The sequence below is a fragment of the Nocardia arizonensis genome, assembly GCF_001310275.1.
Lineage (GTDB): Bacteria > Actinomycetota > Actinomycetes > Mycobacteriales > Mycobacteriaceae > Nocardia > Nocardia arizonensis.
Map to the genome: position 1 here is coordinate 51340 of NZ_LGYZ01000067.1, position 21991 is coordinate 73330.

22 protein-coding genes are annotated in these 21991 nt (G+C 69.2%); 7 read left to right on the top strand and 15 right to left on the bottom strand.

Annotated elements, in window-relative coordinates; all coding sequences use genetic code 11:
- Positions 1-804 (top strand): sirohydrochlorin chelatase, encoded by an 804-nt coding sequence (locus APZ21_RS12645; RefSeq protein ID WP_054813477.1) that lies wholly within the window; start codon positions 1-3, stop codon positions 802-804.
- Between the two features lie 135 nt (positions 805-939).
- Here the strand turns inward: APZ21_RS12645 and APZ21_RS12650 are convergent, their stop codons facing one another.
- Positions 940-1572, bottom strand: coding sequence for a TetR/AcrR family transcriptional regulator (locus APZ21_RS12650; RefSeq protein WP_054813478.1), 633 nt, complete (start codon positions 1570-1572; stop codon positions 940-942).
- Between the two features lie 96 nt (positions 1573-1668).
- Here APZ21_RS12650 and APZ21_RS12655 point away from each other — a divergent pair, with 96 nt between their 5' ends.
- On the top strand, positions 1669-3078 hold the full coding sequence (locus APZ21_RS12655; RefSeq protein ID WP_054813479.1) for an MFS transporter: 1410 nt from the start codon (positions 1669-1671) through the stop codon (positions 3076-3078).
- A 2-nt stretch (positions 3079-3080) separates the two neighbouring features.
- A complete protein-coding gene (locus APZ21_RS12660; protein ID WP_239476599.1) occupies positions 3081-3758 on the top strand; it encodes an SGNH/GDSL hydrolase family protein in 678 nt (225 codons plus the stop codon).
- A gap of 45 nt (positions 3759-3803) precedes the next feature.
- On the opposite strand, the gene APZ21_RS12665 is transcribed toward APZ21_RS12660, so the two are convergent.
- A complete protein-coding gene (locus tag APZ21_RS12665; protein ID WP_082393048.1) occupies positions 3804-4472 on the bottom strand; it encodes a helix-turn-helix transcriptional regulator in 669 nt (222 codons plus the stop codon).
- Here APZ21_RS12665 and APZ21_RS12670 point away from each other — a divergent pair.
- Positions 4459-4872 (top strand): VOC family protein, encoded by a 414-nt coding sequence (locus APZ21_RS12670; protein WP_054813480.1) that lies wholly within the window; start codon positions 4459-4461, stop codon positions 4870-4872. The genes APZ21_RS12665 and APZ21_RS12670 overlap by 14 nt on opposite strands.
- A gap of 4 nt (positions 4873-4876) precedes the next feature.
- On the opposite strand, the gene APZ21_RS12675 is transcribed toward APZ21_RS12670, so the two are convergent.
- The 11 genes from APZ21_RS12675 to APZ21_RS12720 form a co-directional block, all read right to left on the bottom strand.
- A complete protein-coding gene (locus APZ21_RS12675; RefSeq protein WP_054813624.1) occupies positions 4877-5677 on the bottom strand; it encodes an HAD family hydrolase in 801 nt (266 codons plus the stop codon).
- A gap of 157 nt (positions 5678-5834) precedes the next feature.
- Complete coding sequence (locus APZ21_RS33975) at positions 5835-7787, bottom strand: Hsp70 family protein (RefSeq protein WP_156371040.1); 1953 nt, start codon at positions 7785-7787, stop codon at positions 5835-5837.
- Positions 7788-8211: 424 nt separating this feature from the next.
- Positions 8212-9798 carry an FAD-dependent oxidoreductase gene (locus APZ21_RS12685; RefSeq protein ID WP_054813482.1) on the bottom strand — a complete coding sequence of 529 codons (1587 nt, stop codon included), beginning with the start codon at positions 9796-9798 and terminating at the stop codon, positions 8212-8214.
- 14 nt (positions 9799-9812) lie between these two features.
- Positions 9813-10814, bottom strand: coding sequence for an AurF N-oxygenase family protein (locus APZ21_RS12690; protein ID WP_054813483.1), 1002 nt, complete (start codon positions 10812-10814; stop codon positions 9813-9815).
- 132 nt (positions 10815-10946) lie between these two features.
- Positions 10947-11999 (bottom strand): Hsp70 family protein, encoded by a 1053-nt coding sequence (locus tag APZ21_RS12695; RefSeq protein ID WP_054813484.1) that lies wholly within the window; start codon positions 11997-11999, stop codon positions 10947-10949.
- A 264-nt stretch (positions 12000-12263) separates the two neighbouring features.
- A complete protein-coding gene (locus tag APZ21_RS12700) occupies positions 12264-13259 on the bottom strand; it encodes a sulfate/molybdate ABC transporter ATP-binding protein (RefSeq protein ID WP_054813485.1) in 996 nt (331 codons plus the stop codon).
- Positions 13256-14062, bottom strand: a complete 807-nt coding sequence (cysW, locus tag APZ21_RS12705; RefSeq protein WP_054813486.1) for a sulfate ABC transporter permease subunit CysW — start codon at positions 14060-14062, stop codon at positions 13256-13258. The genes APZ21_RS12700 and cysW overlap by 4 nt, the downstream gene beginning before the upstream one ends.
- A complete protein-coding gene (cysT, locus tag APZ21_RS12710) occupies positions 14059-14871 on the bottom strand; it encodes a sulfate ABC transporter permease subunit CysT (RefSeq protein ID WP_054813625.1) in 813 nt (270 codons plus the stop codon). The genes cysW and cysT overlap by 4 nt, the downstream gene beginning before the upstream one ends.
- Before the next feature lie 252 nt (positions 14872-15123).
- Positions 15124-16170: a sulfate ABC transporter substrate-binding protein gene (locus APZ21_RS12715; RefSeq protein ID WP_054813487.1), complete on the bottom strand. Its 1047-nt coding sequence runs from the start codon at positions 16168-16170 to the stop codon at positions 15124-15126.
- A 195-nt stretch (positions 16171-16365) separates the two neighbouring features.
- A complete protein-coding gene (locus tag APZ21_RS36185; RefSeq protein WP_332873269.1) occupies positions 16366-16455 on the bottom strand; it encodes an Ms4533A family Cys-rich leader peptide in 90 nt (29 codons plus the stop codon).
- Between the two features lie 102 nt (positions 16456-16557).
- Complete coding sequence (locus APZ21_RS12720; RefSeq protein WP_054813488.1) at positions 16558-18156, bottom strand: GMC oxidoreductase; 1599 nt, start codon at positions 18154-18156, stop codon at positions 16558-16560.
- A gap of 307 nt (positions 18157-18463) precedes the next feature.
- On the opposite strand from APZ21_RS12720, the gene APZ21_RS12725 reads away from it, so the two are divergent.
- Both APZ21_RS12725 and APZ21_RS12730 read left to right on the top strand, forming a co-directional pair.
- Entirely contained in the window at positions 18464-19291 is an 828-nt protein-coding gene (locus APZ21_RS12725; protein WP_054813489.1) for an alpha/beta fold hydrolase, read from the top strand.
- 254 nt (positions 19292-19545) lie between these two features.
- Complete coding sequence (locus tag APZ21_RS12730) at positions 19546-20391, top strand: alpha/beta fold hydrolase (RefSeq protein ID WP_054813490.1); 846 nt, start codon at positions 19546-19548, stop codon at positions 20389-20391.
- A 9-nt stretch (positions 20392-20400) separates the two neighbouring features.
- Here the strand turns inward: APZ21_RS12730 and APZ21_RS12735 are convergent, their stop codons facing one another.
- Entirely contained in the window at positions 20401-21306 is a 906-nt protein-coding gene (locus APZ21_RS12735) for an alpha/beta hydrolase (protein ID WP_239476600.1), read from the bottom strand.
- Between the two features lie 112 nt (positions 21307-21418).
- Between APZ21_RS12735 and APZ21_RS12740 the strand changes: the two genes are divergently transcribed.
- Positions 21419-21568, top strand: coding sequence for a hypothetical protein (locus APZ21_RS12740; protein WP_156371041.1), 150 nt, complete (start codon positions 21419-21421; stop codon positions 21566-21568).
- Positions 21569-21634: 66 nt separating this feature from the next.
- Here APZ21_RS12740 and APZ21_RS12745 read toward each other — a convergent pair whose 3' ends face one another.
- The gene (locus APZ21_RS12745) at positions 21635-21940 is read right to left on the bottom strand and encodes a hypothetical protein (RefSeq protein ID WP_082393067.1); all 306 of its coding nucleotides are present in this window, start codon (positions 21938-21940) and stop codon (positions 21635-21637) included.
- Positions 21941-21991 lie beyond the last annotated feature (51 nt).

Sequence of the window (21991 nt, forward strand, 5' to 3'; positions counted from 1 at the left end):
ATGCCGACTCGGATCGGCCGCGCGCCGCTGTCGACCCCCGCGACGGGGCGCGCCGCCCTGATCGCGGTGGCGCACGGCAGCCGCGACCCGAGATCGGCGGCGACGATGACGGCGGTCGTGGCCGAGATCGCCGCCGCCCGGCCCGATCTCGACGTCCACCTGGCCTTCCTCGATCTGTGCGCGCCCTCGGTCGAGCGGGTCGTCGATGTCGTAGCGGCGCGCGGTCACCGGCACGCCGTCGTCGTGCCGCTGCTGCTGGGCAGCGCATTCCACGCCCGTATCGATCTGCCGGGTCTGCTGGACGCGGCCCGTGCCCGCCACCCCCGGCTGCGCCTGACCCAGGCCGAAATCCTCGGTCCCGATCCGCGCCTCATCGCCGCGCTGCGCGACAGGGTCGCGGCCCGCGTGCCCGATGAACACACGTCGGCGCGCCATCTTCGCGCATCCGCCGACCGGCTGGGCGTGATCGTCGCCGCGGTCGGCTCGTCGCGCTCCGAGGCCAACGCCCGCACCGCCGCGGTCGCCGATCGGTTGGCCGAACTCACCGGGTGGAATACCGAAATCTGTTTCGCCACGGCCGAACCCACTGTCGACCGGGCGCACGACCGGCTCCGCGCACGGGGAATCGACCGTGTCGTGGTCGGCACCTGGTTCCTCGCCCCCGGCCTGCTCACCGACCGGCTCCACACGGTCGCACCCGCACTGCCCCACGCCGAGGTCATCGGTCCGCATCCGGCCCTCACCGACATCGTCTTGGACCGTTACGACGCCGCCCGCACCGACATCGTCACCCGCACGGCCTGATCCACCGCCCCGCCTTACGCCTTTTATCGCAGCCCACCTCTCGCCGCAGCCCGCTCCTCGCCGCAGCCCGCTCCTCGCCGCAGCCCGCTCCTCGCCGCAGCCCACCTCTCGCCGCAGCCCGCTCCTCGCCGCAGCCTATTCCTCGTCACCGCCGAGCAGTCGGTAGGCAATGGCGCGGGCGGTGGCGACCTTGGCGGCCGAGTCGAGTTGATGGGCCGTGTTCGCGGCGCTGACCACGGCTTCGAGTTCGAAGGCCGTGACCGCGGGGTCGCCCGGGGGTAGTTCGCCGAGGTCTTGGGCCTTGCGGATCTCCTCGGCGAGGAAGCGCAGCCAGTCGTCGTGGTCGGCGGCTATGGCGTCGCGGACGGGGCCGGGTCGACTGGCGAATTCGGCCAAGGTGGCGACGCGGAAGCAGCCGCCGGGGAACGTCGGCGCGGTGACGTGGGCGAACCAGCGGTCGACCAGGGCGCGCAGCCGGGCGCGACCGCGGGGGACGGCGAGGCTCGGGGCGATCACCTTTTCCACGAAGACCTCGCGTGCGGCACGGATCGCGGCCAGTTGCAGTGCCTGCTTGCTGCCGAAGAGGGTGGCGATACCGCTCTTGCTGAGGCCGAGATCGGCGGCGAGCCGTCCGATACTGACGCCGTTGAGACCCTCCACCGAGGCCACGTCGGCGGCGTGCCGCGCGATGGAAGCCCGCGCCCGCGCGCCCTTGACCAACCGCTGATCGGGGATGGGTGATTCCGCCGGGGTAGTCGTCTCACTCATGGCCACATTCTGCCACCGACTTCTTGATAATACGAACGACCGGTCGTACGTTATTGAACGAACGGTCGTACTTGTTTTTCACGAAGGGCAACTCCCATGACCGAACTGTCCACCCGCGCGCCCGCACCGCCGACGGCGGCCGCGGCGCGCAAAACCCTGCTCATCGCCTGCGGCGCCGCCTTCATCGCCTTCCTCGACCTGTCGGTGGTCAATATCGCCTTCCCCTCGATGGCCCGCGACTATCCCGGCACCCCGCCCGCGACGCTCACCTGGGTCGTCAGCGGCTATGCCGTCGCCTTCGCGGCCTTTCTCACCCCCGCGGGCAGACTCGCCGACACCCTCGGCCGCCGCCGCGTATTCCTTTCCGCCCTGGCCGGATTCGCGTCGACTTCGCTGCTGTGCGCGCTGGCTCCCACCGCGGGCTGGCTCATCGCGGGCCGCATCCTGCAAGGCGCGACCGCGGCCCTCATGGTGCCCGCCGCCCTCGGACTCGTCCTCGGGACAACGCCGCGCGAACGGATCGCCGCGGCCTTCGGTGCCTGGTCGGCCGCGGGCGGATTCGCCGCCGTGGTCGGTCCCGCCATCGGCGGCGCGCTGGTCGAGGCATTCGGCTGGCGCTCGGTCTTCGTCATCAATGTGCCCATCGCGCTCGCGCTCATCCTGCCCGGTCTGCGGCTGCCGACCGGTGCGGCGCACGGATCGCGCGGCGCGCTGCCCGATCCGCTCGGCACGGTCGCGGTGGCGCTCGGCCTGGGCGGACTGGTCGCGGGCGTGACCGAAGGTCAGCGCTGGGGCTGGGACGCGCCGATCACGCTGACGGCACTCATCGGCGGCGCGGTCCTTGTGGCCGCCGCCCTGGCGCGATCGGCCCGCCACCGCGACCCCGCCATCGCCGTGACGCTCTGGCGGAGCAGGCCGTACGCGCTGGCGAACGCGGCCTCCTTCGTGTTCGGCGCGGCCATGTTCGCGTGGCTGCTGTCGGGACCGCTGTTCCTCGACGCCGTCTGGGGCTATTCGGTGCTCGGTTCGGCCGCCGCGCTCACCGTGGGCGCGGTCGCCTCGATGATCACCGCCATCGCGGCGGGGCGGGTCACCGACCCGGTGCGCAGGCGTCTGGTCGGGGTGCTCGGCGCGGCGATGTTCGCGGCCTCGGTGCTGTGGATGAGCACCGACGCGCTCGGAGCCGATCCGGCCCTGTGGACCGTATGGGTGCCGTGCGGGCTGCTCGGCGGCGGCGGCGCGGGCATCGTGGTGACCGTCCTCGGCGCGGCGGCGGCCGACGCGGTCCCGCCCGCGCAGTTCGCCGCGGGTGTCGGCATGAACCTGACCGCGCGTCAGGTCGGTGGCGCACTGGGCGTCGCGGCGTTCGCGGCCGTGTTCGCCGCGCATCCGGCCGCACCGCTCACCGCGTTCCACACCGTATTCGCCCTCTGCGGCGTCGTCGCGGTACTGGCCGCGATCGTCGTCGCCGTGCCCGCCGGGCCGCCCGCGTCCGGTCAGGAGTGACCATGTCCGACATCGCAATTCGCACCGAGGCCGACGATCCGATGCTGATCGCCGATGACACGGCGCGAGAACTCCTCGAGGGCGCCCCCTGGCGGCGATTCGCGGTCATCGGCGATTCCCTCGCCCTCGGCGTCGGCGACCCGAGTCCCGGCTATCGCGCCGTGGGCTGGTCGGACCGACTCGCGGAAATCCTCACCTCGGTGCGCCCCGATCTGGCCTACCTGAACACCGGCCGCGTAGGCGCGACCGTCGAGCAGGTGATCGACCGGCAACTCGAGGCCGTACTCGAGTTCCGCCCCGACCTGGTGCACATCGGCTGCGGCGGCAACGACCTGTTCCTGCCCGACGGACTCGACTCGCTCGCCGAACGGCTCGACACCCTGTTCGCCGCCGTACACGCCTGCGGCGCACAGATATTCGCCTTCACCATCGCCGATGTGTGGGAGACCGAGCGCATGGCGCCCATGCGCTCGCTGCGCGATCGCATGGCCATTCTCAACGGCATCGTCGGCGAACTCTCCGCACGCTACGGCGTTCTGCTGGTGGAATTCTGGAACCATCCGCTGCGGCTGCGCCCGGATCTCATGAGCGAGGACCTCATCCACTTCACCACCAGCGGACACGCGGTGGTCACCACCGAGGTCGTGCGCGCCCTCAGCGGTCTGTTGCCCGCAGGCTGACGCACGCTCGCCGTGACCGCGCCGAGAATGAACACCGCGGCGCGGTCACGGTTCTCGTCGCTCGAGAGCACCGGGATCAGCGACGGGTACGGCATCGGCCGGACGGTGGCCGCGCTCGCGAAGCCGAGCCGGGTCGCGGGCGTACCGGTCGACGAGTTCGGCGCCTATACGGGTGAGTTCGTCGCGGACGGAGCGCGGCGCCACGACCTCGATTTCGGCGCCCCAGCCCGCCAGTTGCTGGGCGATCATGCGCGGCGTGGGGGCAGTGACGCGGACTCGGGTGCGGCCGTCGGGGACGGGACCTTCGACTTCGCAGTGTCTGCCCTGCTGGTCGCGCAGGACGGGGAGAAGCTCGGGAGCTATGAGAACCGTTGCGGCGGTCATGGATCTGCGTTGTTCCATCGCGTCGACCACCTGGTCCCACGCCGAGGAGAGATCGAAATCGGCCGGGCGGTGCGCGGTCTCGTCGGTGTCGGTGGCCTCGGTGATGCGGTCGACCCGGAAGGTGCGTTCGCCGCGCTCGGTGCCCGCGACGAGATACCAGATGCCGTCCTTGTCGACCAGGCCCCACGGATCGACCAGGCGCTCGCTGTGTTCGCCCGCCCGCCCGTAAAAGTGCTCATAAGGTGAGCACTTCGACTGCGAATCCGGAGACGCGGCCGGAACGACCCGGCACCGCATTCGACAAAGGGAGAACCACATGTTGCGCGGCATGGCCACCACGACCTATTACGCCGACGACCTGGCGGCGGCCGAGAACTGGTACGGCGACCTGCTCGGTATCGAGCCCTACTACCGCGTGCCGGGCGGGTACATCGAATTCCGTATCGGGGACCACCTCGACGAACTCGGCATCGTCAACCGCGCCTACGCGCCGCCGTCGGCCCGCAACGCACCGGGCGCGGGTGGCATCGTGTACTGGCACGTCGATGATCTCGACGCCACCTTCGCGCGCCTGCTGGCCATGGGCGCGACCGAATATCAGCCCATCACCGCCCACGGTGACGGCGAGGGATTCGTCACGGCGTCGGTGATCGACCCGTTCGGCAACATCCTCGGCATCATGACCAATCCGCACTACCTCGAGGTGGTCGCGAAGACCGGCGCGGTGTAGCCGCTCAGCGCGGAAACCAGCGTTCCAGGACCTTGGCCGCGCCGTCGTCGAGCACATCGTCGGCGACTTCGTCGGCCATGTCCCGGATTTCGGCGGGCGCGTTGCCCATCGCCACCGAATGCGCCGCCCACCGCAGCATTTCCCGGTCGTTGTAGCCGTCGCCGATGGCGAGGGTTGCGGTGCGCGGCACGTCGAGCGCGGTGCGCAGCCGCTCGAGTGCCCAACCCTTGCTGACGCCGCGGCGCGAAACCGTCAGCCACGGACCGAATTCGCCGTGTTCCCAACTCGCGTCCGGCACCTCGAAGGTCCCCAACAGGCTCACCATGTCCTCGAGAGACCCGTCGGGCCACCAGCCGTTCAGCCGCGGCGTCGGCTCACTGCTCAATGCCTCGTGATCGACCAACTCGTATTCGCCGATCGGATAATCCCCCGGACTCGTCCCGGTCGCCCAGGTGCCGATGCCAACCTTCTCCACCGCGAAGATCATCTCCGGGAACAACTTTCGCAGTGCCGCGACCGCAGGCCGGGGATCGAACGCCTGTACCGCGACGGGTTCGCCGCGCGCCACATCGATGTGGACCGCGCCGTTCGAACACAGTGCGTGACCGTCCACGAGTCCCAATTCCGCGAGCACCGGACGGGTGGTCAGCAGGGTCCGCCCGGTCGTCACCACCACGTGCGCCCCCGCCGCGACCGCCGCACCGACCGCGTCGACCACGCGCGCACTGATCGGCGAACCGGTCTCGAGCAAGGTTCCGTCCACATCCAGCGCGATGAGGCGAGGCCCTCCCCCGAGAACATCCATCCGCTCATTGTGCAGTGCGAACTGTGACGTCGTCATCGATACGGGAATCGATCCCGCACCGCGTCAGCGGGCCGCCCGGCCGCCGCGCGCACCGCGCCCATCCACCGGAATCGAGATACGGAACCCTCGCGACTCGGTCGAATTCGACAGGGGCGGTTCACTTGCCGCGCGCGCCGCCCATGCCTCCGCCCATACCCCCACCGCCGCCGAGGCCGCCCATACCCCCGCCGCCGATCTTGCCCCCGCCACCCACACCGCCACCGCCACCGCCACCGAGTTTGCCGCCCATTCCGCCCGCGCCGCCGGACGGGTTGCCGTGTGAATGTCCGCCACCGGATGCGCCGCCATTCGATGCGCCGCCCCCGGATGCGCCGCCACCCGATGCCCCGCCGCCGGCGGGACCGCCGGAACCCGCGCCGCCCGAAGCGGATCCACCCGAAGCGGCCGAACCGCCAGTGCTGCCACCGTCGCCGGAGCCAGCGGCTCCCGCGTCACCGCCGCCCGAGGACGCACCGCCGCCGTAGCCGCCATCCGAACCGCCGCCATCCGAACCGCCGCCGCCCGATCCCCCCGAAGCGCCCGGGGAGGTGTCGCCGTCGTCGGTGGATGTGGATGCGCCGCCCGAGGACGCGGCGCCCTCCGATGCGCCCGAGCCGCCGTGGTCGTGTCCGCTGCCCGGTGCCTGCGAGCCGTGTCCCGCGATATCGCTCGGTGCGGCGGTGCCGCCGGACTCCGAGGTGGTCCGGGAGGGAGGCAACGAGACCTCGGGGATCTGCTTGTCGTGGGGCTCGGCCGAGCGCGGGTGGTGCGGGGAGTCCTCGTCGTCGGGTAAATCAATCCGAGGTGCGGGAATTTTGAAGGGTATCGGGTTCACGAAGTTCGCGGGATCGCCGTACAGCATGCCGTTTCCCAGCGAGGTGGCGTGCGGGTCGAGGCGGGAGCCGCCCGATTCCTCGATGGTGGGACCCATCAACGCGTTGCGGGTCGTCGAGGCGAGGGTTTGTCCGTAGCCGCGGTGGACGGGGCGCACCGCCGCGACGGTCCGTTCCAGTGCCAGCGGAACGCCATCGCGGATCAGGCGGTCGAAGGTGGTGTCGCCGCGCGGATCGTAGAGCAGCGTGTCGGTGAGTACGTCGGTACCGGGCAGGATTTCCAGAATCGGCGACGAGCCCTGCTGCACGGACCCGCCGAAGACCGTCGCCGCCGACATGGCCAGCGCCGAAGCCACCGCGGCGCTGGAGAACACCGCCACTCGCGGCGCCTTGGCCGTGGTCTCGGCGGGAGCGAAGACGCGCGCGGCGAAATGCGCCGCACCCGCCGCGCAGCACTGGCCGGGATCGGCCGACATGACGACCGGCCTGCCCAATTCGGTGAGGGTGTAGGAGACCTCGGCGGGCCGGGCCGCGCCGCCGACCACCAGGATGTGGTCGATATCGGCGAAGGCGCGCCCGCTGGAACGCACACAGGCTCGGACGAGCCCGAAGGATTTCCTGATGTGCGCGACCCGCAGATCCTCGATATCGCGGGCGGGCAGCGAGGCGACCATGCCGTCGGGTGTCGCGGCGCGGGCATAGCGCGCGATGAGCGATCCCAGTGGCCTGCCGCCGAATTCGTAGGAGCGCAACGGCTTCCCGACCACGGGATGATCGGTCCAGTCGGGTCCGACCCGCACGACGGCGACGTCGAGGCTGGTCGCGCCGAGATCGTAGACCAGGACGAATCCGGGATCGAGCGGACCCTGTTCGAACTCGAGCCATTCCGCCGCGGCGACGGGTTCGGGCACCAGCAGGACCTCGCGCGAACCGGAGAGGTCGAGCGCCTGACGCAGCAGGGCGACCTGTTTGTCGGAGTACACCGCCGGATAGGTGGCCACCGCGCCGGCCGCGGGCCCGGCGCCCTGAACCAGCCCGGCCGCCACCGACGCGACGAGATTGGCCGGCGAATAGATCCGCCCGCCCGCCTCGACCGGTGCCGGGTCGCGACTCAGATCCGCGAATTCGGTTCCGGCGAGATCGAATCCGCGGCCGTCACCGTAGGTCAGCGCGGTGCGCCGCGTCCGCACGGACGGACGTAGCCGCGCGTCGGTCACCGCCGCGGATACGGAGTTCACCGAACCAATGCTTAAACCCAGACCTGTAGTCATCGCCATCCCGTCAACGCACCGTGACCACGCCCAGCACACGGTGGAGCTCGGTGGCCGCGGTCGTCTTCCAAACAGCGGACACAGGTTAGCTGTTATTCGACAGATCGGGATAGGGAATTGATATGAAAAGCGCCGAAGACAGCGCCTTCATCGGAAAAGCCCAGGTGAGACGGTCGCCGGATAACCGACTCTTCGTACCGACACGCCGCAGAATCGCTGCGCGAGATCCGATTCCGCTACTTATCAGCGATCCGTGACGCCGAATAGGCGGGGCCGCAGAACATCTCGAGACCGTCCCGCGCACGGCAGTCGGCGCACACCGACCAGTCGGTAACCAATGCATTGCCGATGGCGCGTATTTCGCACCGGCGACGCCGCCGCGTCGGGACCGTCAGACGCGGGTGAGTAGGCGGCGCAGTCCGCCGTCCGGCGGCGACGCGGCGCCGCCCGCGCGGACCTGCGGCCGTCGCCCGCGCACCAGTCGGTCGAAATCGGCGGCACTGCCGACGGGTTCGCGCAGCCGACCGGCGTTGAAGTCCTCGGCGAGCAGGCGCACGGTCTGCTGCGCACAGGACTTGTTGGTGCCGATGAACCCGGTGGGTCCGCGCTTGATCCAACCGGTGACATAGCTGCCGGGCAGCGCCGCACCGCCGGGGCCGTCCAGCACCCGCCCGTCCAGATTCGGGATGACACCGGCCCGGTCGTCGAACGGCAGACCGGGCAGCGGCACACCGTGGTATCCCACCGAGGTGAGCACGAGTCCGGCCTCGATCCGCTCGGTGTCACCGGTCGCGACCGCCGTCACGCGACCGTCGGCATCGATGACGAGTTCGTTGCGCACGACCTCGACACCCGACACCGCGTCCGCGCCGAACACCGCGACAGGCGAGCTCAGGTAGCGGAACACGATCCGCCTGCGCGCACCGAAGGGCCGAGTGCGCACCGCGCGCAGCAGTTTCAGCTTCTGCTCCACTCGGTAGGGCATCGCAGCCTCGGGTTCGGGTATCTCGCCCTCGACCGCGATATCCACGTCCGCGCCGAGCAGACCCACGAATTCCGGCACGGTGAAGGCGGATTCGGCCGGACCTCGCCGCCCGAGGATCACGACCTCCTCGATGGCGCTCTCGCGCAGCGCGGTCAGCGCGTACGGCGCGATATCGGTGCAGGCGAGCGATTCCGTATCGGCGGTGAGGATGCGCGCCACATCGAGAGCGACATTGCCGTTGCCGACCACGACCGCGCGCCGGTGCGACAGTTCGAAGGCGTCCGCGGCATGATCCGGGTGGCCGTTGTACCAGGCCACGAAGTCGGTGGCGGAGACATTGCCCGGCAGTCCCGCGCCCGGTATGTCGAGTTTGCGGTCCGAGGACGCGCCGACGGCGTAGATCACCGCGTGGAAGTGGTCGAGCAGATCGGCGTGCGAGATATCGCGGCCCACTTCGACATTCAGGTACGAACCGAAGCCCGGCTGCGCCGAGATCACGTCGAAGAGCTCGCTGACCTGCCGGGTGCGCCCGTGGTCGGGGGCCACGCCGAAGCGGGCAAGACCGTAGGGCACGCTCAGCCGGTCGAGGACCGTCACCGAGACCTTCGGCTGGGTCAGCAATTCGTCGGCGGCGTACATGGCCGAAGGACCCGAGCCGACGATCGCCACCCGCAGCGGTTCGCGCCCGGTGTGGATCTCCGGCGCGGGAACGGGCCGGGCCAGCAGTGGACGCGACCGCGGTTCCCGGTAGAAATCGGCGTTGATCTCGATGAACGGCAACTCTTTCGCGGTCAGCTTCTTCGTGGAGGTGATGGCGTCCACGGGACATGCCGTGGCGCACGCCCCGCAGTCCACACAGGCGGCCGGATCCACGTAGAGCATCTCTGCGGTGCCGAAATCGGGTTCGTCGGGCGTGGGATGGATGCAATTGACCGGACAGGCGTAGACGCAGGAGGCGTCGCTACAGCAGGATTGGGTGACGACGTAGGGCATTCTCGATCCGCCGCTCAGGCGGTCTTGCCGCGCAACGGCTGCGACCGGTACCTGGTGGCGGGTCCGTCGATCCCGAGCATCTTCCACACGCGGCGGGCGACGGGGTTCATGAGCCCGGTCTTCTCGGCGAGCGCGCGCACATCGCCGAAGAAGTCGGCGAATTCCCGCTTCGCCGCTTCGCTGCCATAGAACAGCTCCTTGCGGACATCGGCAGGAATGTCGAATTCCTGCCAGAACGACCGCGGCGGGGTGTAGATCGAGCGCCCGAGAATCCACATGACGATCGGCATGGCGATGGAGAGCACCAACTTGTTCGCCGCGTTCTGCTCGGGCACGTGCTGCTCGAGGAATTCGTGGGCGAAGGAGATGTGGCGCGCCTCCTCGGCGACGTGGATGGCCATCACGCCGCGCATGATGGGGTGCACCTCTTCGCCGGAGCGCAGGATCGCCTTCTGGATGTGGTCGATGGGCTCCTCGCCCGCGAGCACGGCCATGAAGAACAGGTTCGGGAACTTCGCCGCGACCGGCGCGGCCAGGTATTTGAACTTCGAGACCAGCGGACCCATACCGGGCACGTCGAGTCCGATGCGGTTGACCATCTCCTGGAACATCAGGGTGTGGTTGTGCTCCTCGATCATCTCGTGGGAGCAGTACCGGAACTCGGGCGAACCGTTGGGCAGGCCGAAGTTGTGCGTGGCCATGCCGCTGATCAGGATGGATTCGAACTGGAGACCGACCTTGGCGACATTGGCTTGGCGGTATTTGCCGATGGCGATCTTGCGCTCCTCGGGCAGCGCCTGATACCAGGGATGGCGGCCGAGCGAATCACCGGACACGGGCAGGATCCAGCGCTGCGGACCGGCGTCGGGATCGAAATCGGGGTTGTCCCAATCGATGTCCTCGAACGGGTCGAAGTGCCGATTGACCGAGCCCTCCGACAGCAGCAGCAGCTTGGCGGCGTACTCCCGCGCCTTGGCCAGATCGGGGTCGATGGCGGGCGTCACGGCTGTCGACATCGTCGTCACTGCCTCTCCTCGGGGACCAATTATCTGTACCCAATGGTTACACCAACGAGGAGTCACGTCAACCCGGCATCCGAAGCGGGGGTGGCGACCGGGCATCGGCCCAGGTCGCCGTTTCGCGCCGAACTAACCGATACCGAATGCGGTGATGACCGCGTCGGCGGGCACACCGACCGCGATACCCACCCCGACCGCGGACATGCCCGCCGCCGCCGCCACCCTGGTCAACCTGCGCCGCAGACGCGGTTCCCGCGGCCGCCGCTCCTGTTCGGCGGCCGCGGCCCGGCGGCGCGCCATGATCGCCGCGCCGTCGGCGACGGTGCGTTCGGGATCGGCGGCGATCACCACCGGACGCGCCAGCTCCGCGCCGAGCACCCGCGCCACCTCGGCGGGCCTCGCCGCCCCGCCGACCACCAGGACGCAGCCGACATCGGCCATGGTCACGTCGGCGGTACGCAGACAGCGGTACACGACCTCCAGCGAGGCGCGCACGTGCCCGGCGCGCAAGGCGTCGGGATCGGCCCCCTCCGCCGCCCGCCGGGCCGCCATCGCGCCGAAGGCACGGCCGCCGTATTCCTCCGACCGCAGCGACGTCCCGACGATCGGGTCGTGCGGCCGACCGGCGCCGACCCGCACCAGCGTCACGTCGAGGCTGGCCCCGCCCAGGTCGTAGACCAGCGCGAGCCCCGGGCCGAGCGGCCCGCGTTCGGACTCCAGCCAGGTCGCGGCGGCGACCGGTTCGGCGATCAGGGCGACACCGTCATGGCCGATACCGTCCAGCGCCGTGCGCAGCGCGTGCACCTGATCCTCGGAGTAACCGGCGGGATGGGTGAGCGCGATACCGGCGTCGGACAATCCGCGCTCGCATCGGATCTCGCTGATCAGACAGTCGGCCACCAGCGCGACCAGATCAGCGGGCGTCAGCGCGCGATTGCGCACGCGGGCGCAGGTGGCCCCACGGCGGCCGAGATCGGCGAACTCGGTGACCGCGCGACCGTGCCGGGGTATCAGACCCAACCGGGCCGAGCCGGTGCTGTCGAAGGTGAGTGTGGTCCGCCGGGTCATGGCGGGTGCGCGACTATCGCGGCGCCGTCTCGACGGCCGCTTGGCCGAATCCTCCTCCGCTACCGCCGAAACCGTGTTCACCGTGCCGATGCTGAGACCGAGACCAACCGCCATCGCAATCCACCTGATCGCCGTGCCGAGTTGCTTCGAACGTGCACAGGCAACCATCGCGCGATCGCTATGCCAACCACCGGACACGCGGTTGTCCGCAGACCGCCGCACCCGAAAGACGCCGAGCGGCGGTCCAATCCACCGCTCTATACGACCCTGACCAGCCAATTAAGCATAAGCAGTGGCACTGTGAACCAATTTCGCTCGGCCGGTGAATTTTTCACCCGACGACCGCTAGAAGTTTGCCGCCTCGGCCATGACTCGGCGCTACCGTGCGGGCAACTCCGGGATGCGAGTGGCTCGGGCGTACACGGTCTCGCCCTCGGACAGCTTCAGCGCCTCCGCGTCGCCGCGCGTGACCTGCGCCGCGAACAGATCGCCGGTGGCGCCGTTGCGCAATTCGACGCGCACCTCGAAACCGAGGCGCACGACGCGCTCGACGGTCGCGCGGGTCACCCCCGCCGACTCCGCGGTGCCCTCGTGCTCGGCCAGCGCCATACTCGAGTCGCGGCCGACCCGAATATCGTGCGGGCGCACCAGATGTCCATTGAGCCGGGCGACATCGCCGAGAAAGGACATGACGAATTCGTTGGCCGGACGGTCGTAGACGTCCGCCGGACTGCCGACCTGTTCGATGCGGCCCTTGTTCATGACCGCGATCCGGTCGGCGACGTCGAGCGCCTCCTCCTGGTCGTGGGTCACCAGCACGGTCGTCACGTGGACCTCCTCGTGCAGGCGACGCAGCCAGGTGCGCAGATCGGCGCGGACCTTGGCGTCGAGCGCGCCGAAGGGCTCGTCCAGCAGCAGCACCTGCGGGTCCACCGCGAGCGCGCGCGCCAGCGCCATGCGCTGACGCTGACCGCCGGACAGCTGCGCGGGATAGCGATGCTGGAACCCGTCGAGTCCGACGATGCCGAGCAATTCGTCGACCCGCTTGGCGATCTCGGCCTTCGGTCGCTTGCGGATCTTCAGCCCAAAGGCGACATTGTCGCGCACCGTCATATGTTTGAACGCCGCGTAGTGCTGGAAGACGAAGCCGATATCGCGCTTCTGCGGCGGCACCCTGGTGACATCGCGGTCGGCGATCACCACCACGCCGGAATCCAGCGACTCCAGCCCCGCGATGGAACGCAGCAGGGTGGACTTGCCCGAACCGGACGGGCCGAGCAGCGCGGTCAGCTCGCCGGAGGGAATCTCGAGGGAGACGTCGTCGAGGGCGGCGAAGGAACCGTAGTTCTTCTTCGCGTTGGTCACGGTAATCATTTTGCGGCCCGCTTGCGTTCGAGGAGGGTCATGAGAACAAGGACGACCAGCGCCATCGCCATCAGCAGCGTGGCGGCCGAGTACGCGCCGAAGGTGTTGTGGTCGTTGATGTAGCGGCCGTGCACCAGCAGGGTAAGCGTCAGCGACCGGCCGGGCAGCGCGGAGGAGACCATGATCACCGCGCCGAATTCACCGAGCGCGCGCGCCACGGTCAGCACCACGCCGTAGGTCAGGCCCCAGCGGATCGCGGGCAGCGTTATCCGCCAGAAGGTCTGCCAACCCGAGGCGCCGAGTGTGGCCGCCGCCTGTTCCTGATCGTCGCCGATCTCGTGCAGCACGGGTTCCACCTCGCGCACGACGAACGGCAACGTCACGAGAATTGTGGCGATCACCATGCCCGGCAGGTTGAAGATCACCTTGAAGCCGAGGTCCTCGAGTCCGCCGAACCAGCCGCCCGCACCCCACAGCAGGATCAGCGCGACGCCGACCACGACCGGCGAGATCGCGAACGGCAGATCCACGATGCCCTGCACCAGATTACGGCCGGGGAACTTGCCGCGCACCAGCGCGAGCGCGGTGACGATGCCGAACACCACGTTCACCGGCACGACGATCGCGACGATGAGCACCGACAGCTGGAAGGCCGAGATGGCCGCCGGCGTCGTGATGGATTCGAAGAAGGCCACGAAGCCGTTCTCGAAGGTCCGCCACAGGATGATGATCAGCGGCAGGACGAGCAGGACGAACAGGTAGGCAAGGGCGAGGGTGCGCAACGAGATGCGCGTGAGCGCGGACACTTTCATCGACTCGCCTCTTCCTTGCGCGCGCTGCGATCGGCGAGCAGGCGCAATGTGAGCAGGGTGACGAAGGCGATCGCGAGCAGCGCGACCGAGACCGCGGCGGCGTTGACCGGCCGGTCGATCTCGATCTGCTTCTGGATGTACTGCGAGGCCATCTCGGTCTTGCGCGGAATCGCGCCGCCGATCAGCACCACCGATCCGTACTCGCCGATCGCGCGGGCGAAGGCCAGGCCGCCGCCGCTGATGATGGCGGGGGTCAGCGTGGGCAGCACGATGCGCCGGAACGTGGTCCAGTTGTCGGCGCCGAGCGAGACCGCGGCCTGTTCCACCTCCTTGTCGGCCTCGATGAGCACCGGCTGCACCGAGCGCACCACGAACGGCAGCGTGACGAAGGCCAGTGCCACCACGAGGCCGGGCTGGGTGGCATTGAGGTGTATGTCGACCGGGCTCTGCGGGCCGTACAACGACAGCAGCACGATGCTGGCGACGATGGTCGGAAGCGCGAAGGGCAGATCGATCAGCGCGTTGACGATGCCTTTGCCCGGGAATTCGTCGCGGACCAGCACCCAGGCGACCAGTGTGCCCATCACCACATTCACCAGCGCCACCACCACCGACACGAATACCGTGATGCGCAGCGAGTCCAGGGCGGCGGGGGCGGTCACCGCGTCCCAAAACCCGGACCAGCCGTCGTCGAAGGCGGTCACGGTCAGCGCGGCCAGTGGCAGCAGCACGATGACGCTGAGCCACAACACCGTCGTCGCAATGCCGAGCGGCCCCACCGAACCGCTCACCTGGAGCCAGGACGGCAGCCGCGGGCGGCCGCGAACGGGGGGCGAGACATCGACCGGGGCGCAATCGCCCGGTGTCGCCGATTGTCCGGCTTCGTTTCGATCGATCTTCTCGAGTTTCTCGACGCCGACGGGAGCGGACGCGCGCTCGGTCTCGTCGGTGCTGCTCTCACTCACAGTCGTCCAGTATCCCGTGTTCGGTGACGGCGCCGCCCCCGCCCCGCGACGGAGCGGGGACGAACGCCATCGGATCCGGCCCGGTCAGGGCCGGTACTACTTGGTGGCCTTGTCGTAGATCACCGCGACGGAGCCGGTGTCGGGGGCGAACAGTTCCTTGTCGACCTTCTTCCAGCCGCCCAGGTCGCCGATGGTCCACAACTTCCGCGGCGTCGGGAAGTCCTTGGCGAAATCCGCCGCGACCGCGGGGTCGACCGGACGGAAGCCCGCCTGCGCCCAGGCGCGCTGACCGGCCGGGGTGAACAGGAAGTCACGGAAGGCGACGGCCTTCTCCGGGTTCTTGCTGTTCTTCAGCACCGCGACCGGATTCTCGATCTTGAAGGTCTGCGGCGGGACGGTGTGCTCGATCTTGTCGCCGTTGCGTTCGGCGAACAGCGCCTCGTTCTCGTAGCTCAGCAGCACGTCACCGGTGCCCTGGAGGAAGGTCTCGGTGGCTTCGCGGCCCGACTTCGGCTGCACCTTGATGTGTTCGGACGAGATCAGCCTGCTCAGGTAGTCCAGACCGGCCTGCGGGTTGGCGCCACCCTCGGACTTGACCGCGTACGGGGCGAGCAGATTCCACTTGGCCGAACCCGAACTGAACGGATTCGGGGTGACCACCTCGACGCCGGGCGCGAGCAGGTCGTCCCAGTCCTTGATGCCCTTGGGGTTGCCGGGCCTGGTCACGATGACGACGACCGAACCGAACGGAATGCCCTTGTTGGCGTCGGCATTCCAGTCCACGTCCACCAGACCCGCGTCGACCAGACGGGTGATGTCGGGTTCGACCGAGAAGTTCACCACATCGGCCTCGGCGCCGTCCTTGACCTTGCGGGACTGATCACCGGAAGCGCCGTAGGAGCCGTTGACCACGACGCCCTTGCCCGCGTCGGTCTTGTTGAATTCGGGGACGACCTTGTCGAAGCCCGGCTTGGGCACCGCGTAGGCGTACAGGTTCAGCGTGCCGCCGCTGCCGTCGGCTACGTCGCCGCCCACGGTGTCACTGGCTCCACCACCGCATGCGGTGAGGGCTACCGCCGCGAGCGCGGTGAGCGCGGCGGCGGCATAGCGGCGGCGCTGGGTGAGCCATGATGTGCGAGACATACGGGGTGGACCTTTCCTGCGGATCGTCACCGGCGAACCTGCCCGCGACGGGACAAAGAGACATGTCGGGTAGACCTACCGGGGAATACGGCAGTGGCGCGACTGGACCCGGACGGGGCCGTGGGACGGACAGGTCTGCGGAAAAGTGCACGCCAGTCTACGGGGCAGAAGGGCGCAGACGTGCCCGGGGACCGATCAGCGACAGAGAATGTCGGCGACCGCGAGGTTACCGACAGCGATCAACGCCAATTCATGGCGGACCAGCGGCACGGCACTCGAAGACACGGGGCGACTGTAGCAGAGCGGTCGCCCCCGCCTCTCGTCGCGGATCACCCCGATCCCGTGCCGGGCCGATCCGCGACGTCCCACGCCGCGATCGAGATACGGTCAGATCACCGAGCCGACGTCCTGGCGGACCAGGTTGTCCAGCGCCCGTTCGGCGACCGCGGCGATCGTCATCGACGGGTTGCACGCGGCGGTGTTGCCGGGCATGAGCGCGCCGTCGAGGACATAGAGGCCGCGCTGGCCGAGGACACGGCCGTCGAGATCGCAGACCGTGCCCATGCTCGCGCCGCCGAGCGGGTGCCAGGTCGACGGGAACAGCGCGTTGGTGTCGATCAGGGTGCTGCCCGGTCCGGCGATCTTGTGCGCGGTCGGGCCGATGTGCTTTTCCTGGATGTCGTGGTCGCCCTCGAACGGCCAGTGCAGCACCGCGTCCTCGGTGGCCGAGTCGTAGTGGAACCGGCCGCGACCGGTGCTCACGCCGTAGCCGACCATCATGGTGCTGCCCGGGTCCACCTGCAATGGCGGAATGGACGCCTGGATGACGGTGTGCGCCGCGAACGGGTCGCCTGCCCAGTTCTTGCTGCCGTACACCACCGGGCCGCCCTGTTCGGCGCCGAAGCCGGCGGCGGGGTTGTTCCAGATGTAGATCCGGTCGGCGTTGGAGCCCCAGTTCCGGCCCAGCTCGTCGGGCAGATCCGGGATGAGTCCCTTCGCGGAGGCACGCATGAGCAGACGGGTGGTGTTCATGGTGCCCGCGGCCATCACCAGCGTGCCCGCGGTGATGATCTTGTTCGCCACCACCGCGCCGGTGGTGGCGATGACCTGGACCTCGACTGTCCACTTGCCGTCGGCCGCCCGCCCGACATCGGTGACCTCGTGCAGGGTCTCGACCTTCACCCGTCCGGTGGCCTCGGCCGCCGCGATATAGGTGACGTCCACCGAATGCTTGCCGCCGTTGTTGACGCCCATCGCGCCGTCGCCGTTGGTGTAGGACGCCTTCATCTCACCGCGCAGTTCGGCGAGCGCGTAATTCCAGTCGATGGGCATGGGGATCTTCTCCAACGGGAGCCCGGCCGCCCGGACGTGGTCGGCGAAGACGCGGGCCGCGGCGTACTGCGGACTCGCGACGAGTTCGTCGGGCGCCACCGCCAGACCCAGCATGCGCGACACCCGCGGGTAGTGCACCCGGTTCATGGTCGCCCAGTCGAGTTCCTGCGGGAAATGGGTGTTGAACACCGCTTCGTTCGGTTGCAGGGACATGCCCTGATAGACCAGCGAGCCACCGCCGACGCCCGCGGCGCACAGGGTGGTCATGTTCTCGCCGGGAATGGCCTCGATGAGTCCGGTGTAGCGGTCGAAGATCAGCGGGGTGCCGAAGACGTTCGGGCTGGACTTGTACCACAGCAGGCGCTTGTCCAGTGCGGACGAGCGAGGGAAGGTGTCCGCGTTCGGCCCCGTCGCCCAGCGCATACCGCGTTCGAGCACAAGGACCGGCACCCCCGCCTCGGCCAGCCGCAGCGCGGTGACACCGCCGCCGAATCCCGATCCGATGATCACGACGCGATGATCCTCGCGCGTGAGAGGGACGCTGTCGACGCGAGCCGCGACACCGTTGGTCGGGCCGGTGGTGCGCGCACTTACCAGCAGAACACCCGCCGCGGCGGCCCCGGTCAGCAGTGACCGGCGCGTAATTGATGGCATAACCAGGCTTTCGTGAAAAGGGATCGGCCGTGCCGACGTCCGCGCGATCGATGGCGCGGGACGCCTTACCGGACAGTAGTATCCGGTTGGGTCGGTAGTCTGCCGCGATGACGTCGGTCACGTCAAGGCCATCACCGCGCGGCTACGGACCCGGCCGCCGCCGGAAGCCGCACAAAAGTAACGGAATCTTTGCTGAGTGAAATAGCCACCCCCGTAACCGGCTCACTATCGTTGACTGGGCGTCTCGTAGGCACGGCCGGAGACCGCTCCGGTCGGCGGGCCGCACGACAGGGAAGGAATCGGTTCCATGCCTGTGGGTACGACGCGTGACGGGGTCGACATCTATTACAAGGACTGGGGTTCGGGGCGGCCGGTGGTCTTCGTCCACGGCTGGCCGCTCAATGCCGACGCCTGGGACGACCAGATGAAATGCGTGGCCGACAACGGCTTTCGCGGCATCGCCCACGACCGGCGCGGGCACGGCCGCTCGACCCAACCGTGGAACGGCTACGACTTCGACACCTTCGCCGACGATCTCAACGATCTGCTGACAGGCCTGGACATCCGCGACGCGACCCTGGTGGCGCATTCCATGGGCGGCGGCGAACTCGCCCGCTACATCGGCCGCCACGGCACCGAACGGGTCCGCTCGGCCGTGCTGCTCTCGGCGATACCGCCGCTGATGGTCAGGACCGAGAACAATCCCGAGGGCGTGCCCGACGAGGTGTTCACCCGCATCAAGGACGGCATCCTCGCCGAACGGTCACAGTTCTGGCGCGACACCTCCGAGGGATTCTTCGGCGCCAACCGGCCCGGCGCCAAGGCCACCCAGGGCAATCGCGACGCTTTCTGGTTCATGGCGATGCAGGAATCCCTCCAAGCGGGCGTGCGCTGCGTCGACGCCTTCGCCTACACCGATTTCACCGACGATCTCAAGAAATTCGACGTACCGACCCTGGTGGTGCACGGCGACGACGACCAGATCGTGCCCATCGACGCCACCGGCCGCAAAGCGGCCCGGCTCATCCCCGACGCGACCCTGACGGTCTACGAGGGCGGCCCGCACGGCATCGCGATGGTTCCCGGCTACAAGGAGCGCTTCAACAAGGATCTGCTCGCCTTCCTACGGGCCTGAGCGCGCGCATTCCCCCGGACCCGCCGAATCGTCCCGGGGGAATGCCACGTATGCCCCCGCCCGTGGACGTAGCCCACCTCCGACCGTGGGTGGAGACCGAACCCGTTTCCGGCACGATGTCGGCCCGCGCACCCGGTCGATACGCTCACTCGTGATGAGGCCGCCCTCCGGTCGCGGGAGGGGGATCGAGGCGGGCGGCGGTGTCATCACCAGCGAACGGCGCTGGGCCCGACGGGATTTCGGAGGCGTGGCCGATGGCGAGCATCACCGCGGGACAGATGCGCGCCCACGAGGTCAGTGCGGCGGTACTGCAATCCGGCGACCCGTCGGCCACCGAAGCGGTGGTGTTCCTGCACGGTTCGCCGGGCAGCGCCGAGGACTGGCGGGAATTCCTGTGGCGCACCGGCGAATTCGCTCGGGCGGTCGCCTTCGACATGCCCGGGTTCGGGTCCGCGCGCACCTTCACGGGCTTCGACCACCGTGTCGAGGGCGACTACCGCACCTATCTGTCGCGCACCATGGACGGACTCGGCATCGACCGGGTGCACCTCGTCGGCCACGACTTCGGCGTGCCGTGGGGCCTGGCCTGGGCCGCCGCCCACCCCGACCGGCTCGCCTTCCTGACCATGATCAACGCGGGCGCCATGCACGAGTACCGCTGGCACGTCTACGCGCGTATCTGGCAGACGCCGATCCTGGGCGAACTCACCCAGCGCCTCACCAATCGGTGGGGTATGCGGTGGCTGCTGCGCCGCGCGAATCCGCGCCTGCCGCTCGACTACATCGACAGCGTCTACGACAACTACGACGCCCACACCCGCGAAACGGTGCTCGCCCTCTACCGGGCCGCGCGTGATCCCGAGGCCATGCTCACCGAATCACTGGCGACCATTCCCACCGCGGTACCCGCGCTCGTGCTCTGGGGCGGCGCGGACCCGTGGCTGCCCGCCCGGCACGCGCACCTCCAGTCGATGATCTGGCCGGACAGTCGCATCGAGGTGCTGCACGGACTCGGTCACTGGTGCTTCATCGATGACCCGCGGGCCGTGGCCGACCACCTGCTGCCCTTCCTGCGCGAACAGTGCGCGGCGGACCGATAGGGACCCGGGTCAGGCGCCGAGCGCACCGGCCAGATACAGCCACGAGTCGTGCAGATCGGTCTGGAACTGCCCCCAGGTGTGCGAACCCTGCGGCCGCGCCACGTGCACGGCGGGCACCCCGAGCGCCGCGAGCCGACCCGCGAACGCCCCCGTGCAGGAATCGGCGATCGCCTCGACCGGCGGGAACGGCAAACCGCCCGCATCGATGGGGCCCGGTCGGCCGGAGGCCGAGGACAGGTAGACGGTCTTGCCGGTCAGCTCTCCCGCTCGGGCGAACGCGTCGTGCGCGCGCCATCCGTCCCCGCCCGGCACACCCCACATATTCACCGGATTCGCGGCGCCGCGCACCAATTGCGCGGCGACCAGAGCGATTCCGGACGGATCGGTGGACCACGGACATCCGCTGTACGCGGCCACCGCGCGGTAGCGATCCGGTACCTGAATGGCCAGGTCGATCGCCGAACCGGCACTCATAGACACACCGGCGATCCCGTTGCGGCCGGTCGCGCCGAGTCGCGGATCGAGAGCCGCGGGCAGTTCGGCGGTGAGATAGGTCTGCCAGCGGGCCCGTCCGATCCTCGGATCGTCGGACACCCAGTCGGTGTACATGCTGTAGGCCCCGCCGATGGGCATGACGACATTGACGTGCTTGTCGGCGAAGAACGCGGCGACATCGGTATCGTCCCACCACGAGATGCCGTCCTCGCCGCCGCCGACCCCGGCGAGCAGGTACAGCGTCGGCGCGGGCCCGCCCGCGGCCTTCAGCACCCGATTGCTCACCACGCGGTCCATCGACGGCGAGTAGACATCGATCCGATAGGCCGAACCGCCGAGCGGAAGCTCGCCGACAACCTGCGGGCCTGGCGGAGCCGCCGCGACCCGCCCCGGGCCGACGAGGCCCGCGACGACCAGCAAACCGGCGAAAATGCCGGAAAACCATGAACCCCTCACATCTGCGACATACCGCCGAATCGCACGGATGAAACACGTGCGGTGCGGGAGCGGCGCGAATACCGAAGCGGGGGACGTGGATCGAGGAGACGGACACGAGCAGAACCTCGACACCTCGCAGGTCCGGCGATCCGCGCGGATGCGCGACCGGGACGGGGATGCGGGCGCGGCGGTGGGCTCGGTCGGTCACGGGGAGACCGTCACCGGGCTCGGTGTCAGCGAGTGACCAGCCAGGCGATGACGATCAGCACGAGCAGGGCGACGAGGGCGAGCTGAACGCGGGAACGGGGCATTACAGCGCTCCGCTCCGCGCGGGCCGACGTGACGCGGATTCGGAGGGCGCGGGAGGCCCGGACATCGAAGCGGTCGCGTCGGCGGAGGGCGCGACCGGGGCGGCGACCCGCGCCGCGACCGCGACGGCCTCGACCCGGTCGCGGCCGAGCAACCGCATGACCTCGCGCAGGGTCCGGTCGAGGGCGAGCGCGATCACGAAGCTGATCGGCACCATGCCGACCAGCACCACGAGGAACTGCGGGATGAACGGCAAACCCGCGATCCACAGCTCGAAGCCGTCCCACCAACCCGCAATGCGATGCACCACTCCAGCCTAGTCCGCGCGCCGTGGTATCCGCCGACCCCGTGGGGGGCG

What these genes read in the sequence shown, in the direction of transcription:
- APZ21_RS12700 (WP_054813485.1), bottom strand. Translation starts at nt 13,259, where the DNA reads ATGATTACCGTGACCAACGCGAAGAAGAACTACGGTTCCTTCGCCGCC.
- APZ21_RS12720 (WP_054813488.1), bottom strand. Translation starts at nt 18,156, where the DNA reads ATGCCATCAATTACGCGCCGGTCACTGCTGACCGGGGCCGCCGCGGCG.
- APZ21_RS12730 (WP_054813490.1), top strand. Translation starts at nt 19,546, where the DNA reads ATGGCGAGCATCACCGCGGGACAGATGCGCGCCCACGAGGTCAGTGCG.
- APZ21_RS12655 (WP_054813479.1), top strand. Translation starts at nt 1,669, where the DNA reads ATGACCGAACTGTCCACCCGCGCGCCCGCACCGCCGACGGCGGCCGCG.
- APZ21_RS12670 (WP_054813480.1), top strand. Translation starts at nt 4,459, where the DNA reads ATGTTGCGCGGCATGGCCACCACGACCTATTACGCCGACGACCTGGCG.
- APZ21_RS12645 (WP_054813477.1), top strand. Translation starts at nt 1, where the DNA reads ATGCCGACTCGGATCGGCCGCGCGCCGCTGTCGACCCCCGCGACGGGG.
- APZ21_RS12715 (WP_054813487.1), bottom strand. Translation starts at nt 16,170, where the DNA reads ATGTCTCGCACATCATGGCTCACCCAGCGCCGCCGCTATGCCGCCGCC.
- cysW (WP_054813486.1), bottom strand. Translation starts at nt 14,062, where the DNA reads ATGAAAGTGTCCGCGCTCACGCGCATCTCGTTGCGCACCCTCGCCCTT.
- APZ21_RS12690 (WP_054813483.1), bottom strand. Translation starts at nt 10,814, where the DNA reads ATGTCGACAGCCGTGACGCCCGCCATCGACCCCGATCTGGCCAAGGCG.
- APZ21_RS12665 (WP_082393048.1), bottom strand. Translation starts at nt 4,472, where the DNA reads ATGCCGCGCAACATGTGGTTCTCCCTTTGTCGAATGCGGTGCCGGGTC.
- APZ21_RS12725 (WP_054813489.1), top strand. Translation starts at nt 18,464, where the DNA reads ATGCCTGTGGGTACGACGCGTGACGGGGTCGACATCTATTACAAGGAC.
- APZ21_RS12650 (WP_054813478.1), bottom strand. Translation starts at nt 1,572, where the DNA reads ATGAGTGAGACGACTACCCCGGCGGAATCACCCATCCCCGATCAGCGG.
- APZ21_RS12660 (WP_239476599.1), top strand. Translation starts at nt 3,081, where the DNA reads ATGTCCGACATCGCAATTCGCACCGAGGCCGACGATCCGATGCTGATC.
- APZ21_RS12675 (WP_054813624.1), bottom strand. Translation starts at nt 5,677, where the DNA reads ATGGATGTTCTCGGGGGAGGGCCTCGCCTCATCGCGCTGGATGTGGAC.
- APZ21_RS12685 (WP_054813482.1), bottom strand. Translation starts at nt 9,798, where the DNA reads ATGCCCTACGTCGTCACCCAATCCTGCTGTAGCGACGCCTCCTGCGTC.
- APZ21_RS12695 (WP_054813484.1), bottom strand. Translation starts at nt 11,999, where the DNA reads ATGGCGGTTGGTCTCGGTCTCAGCATCGGCACGGTGAACACGGTTTCG.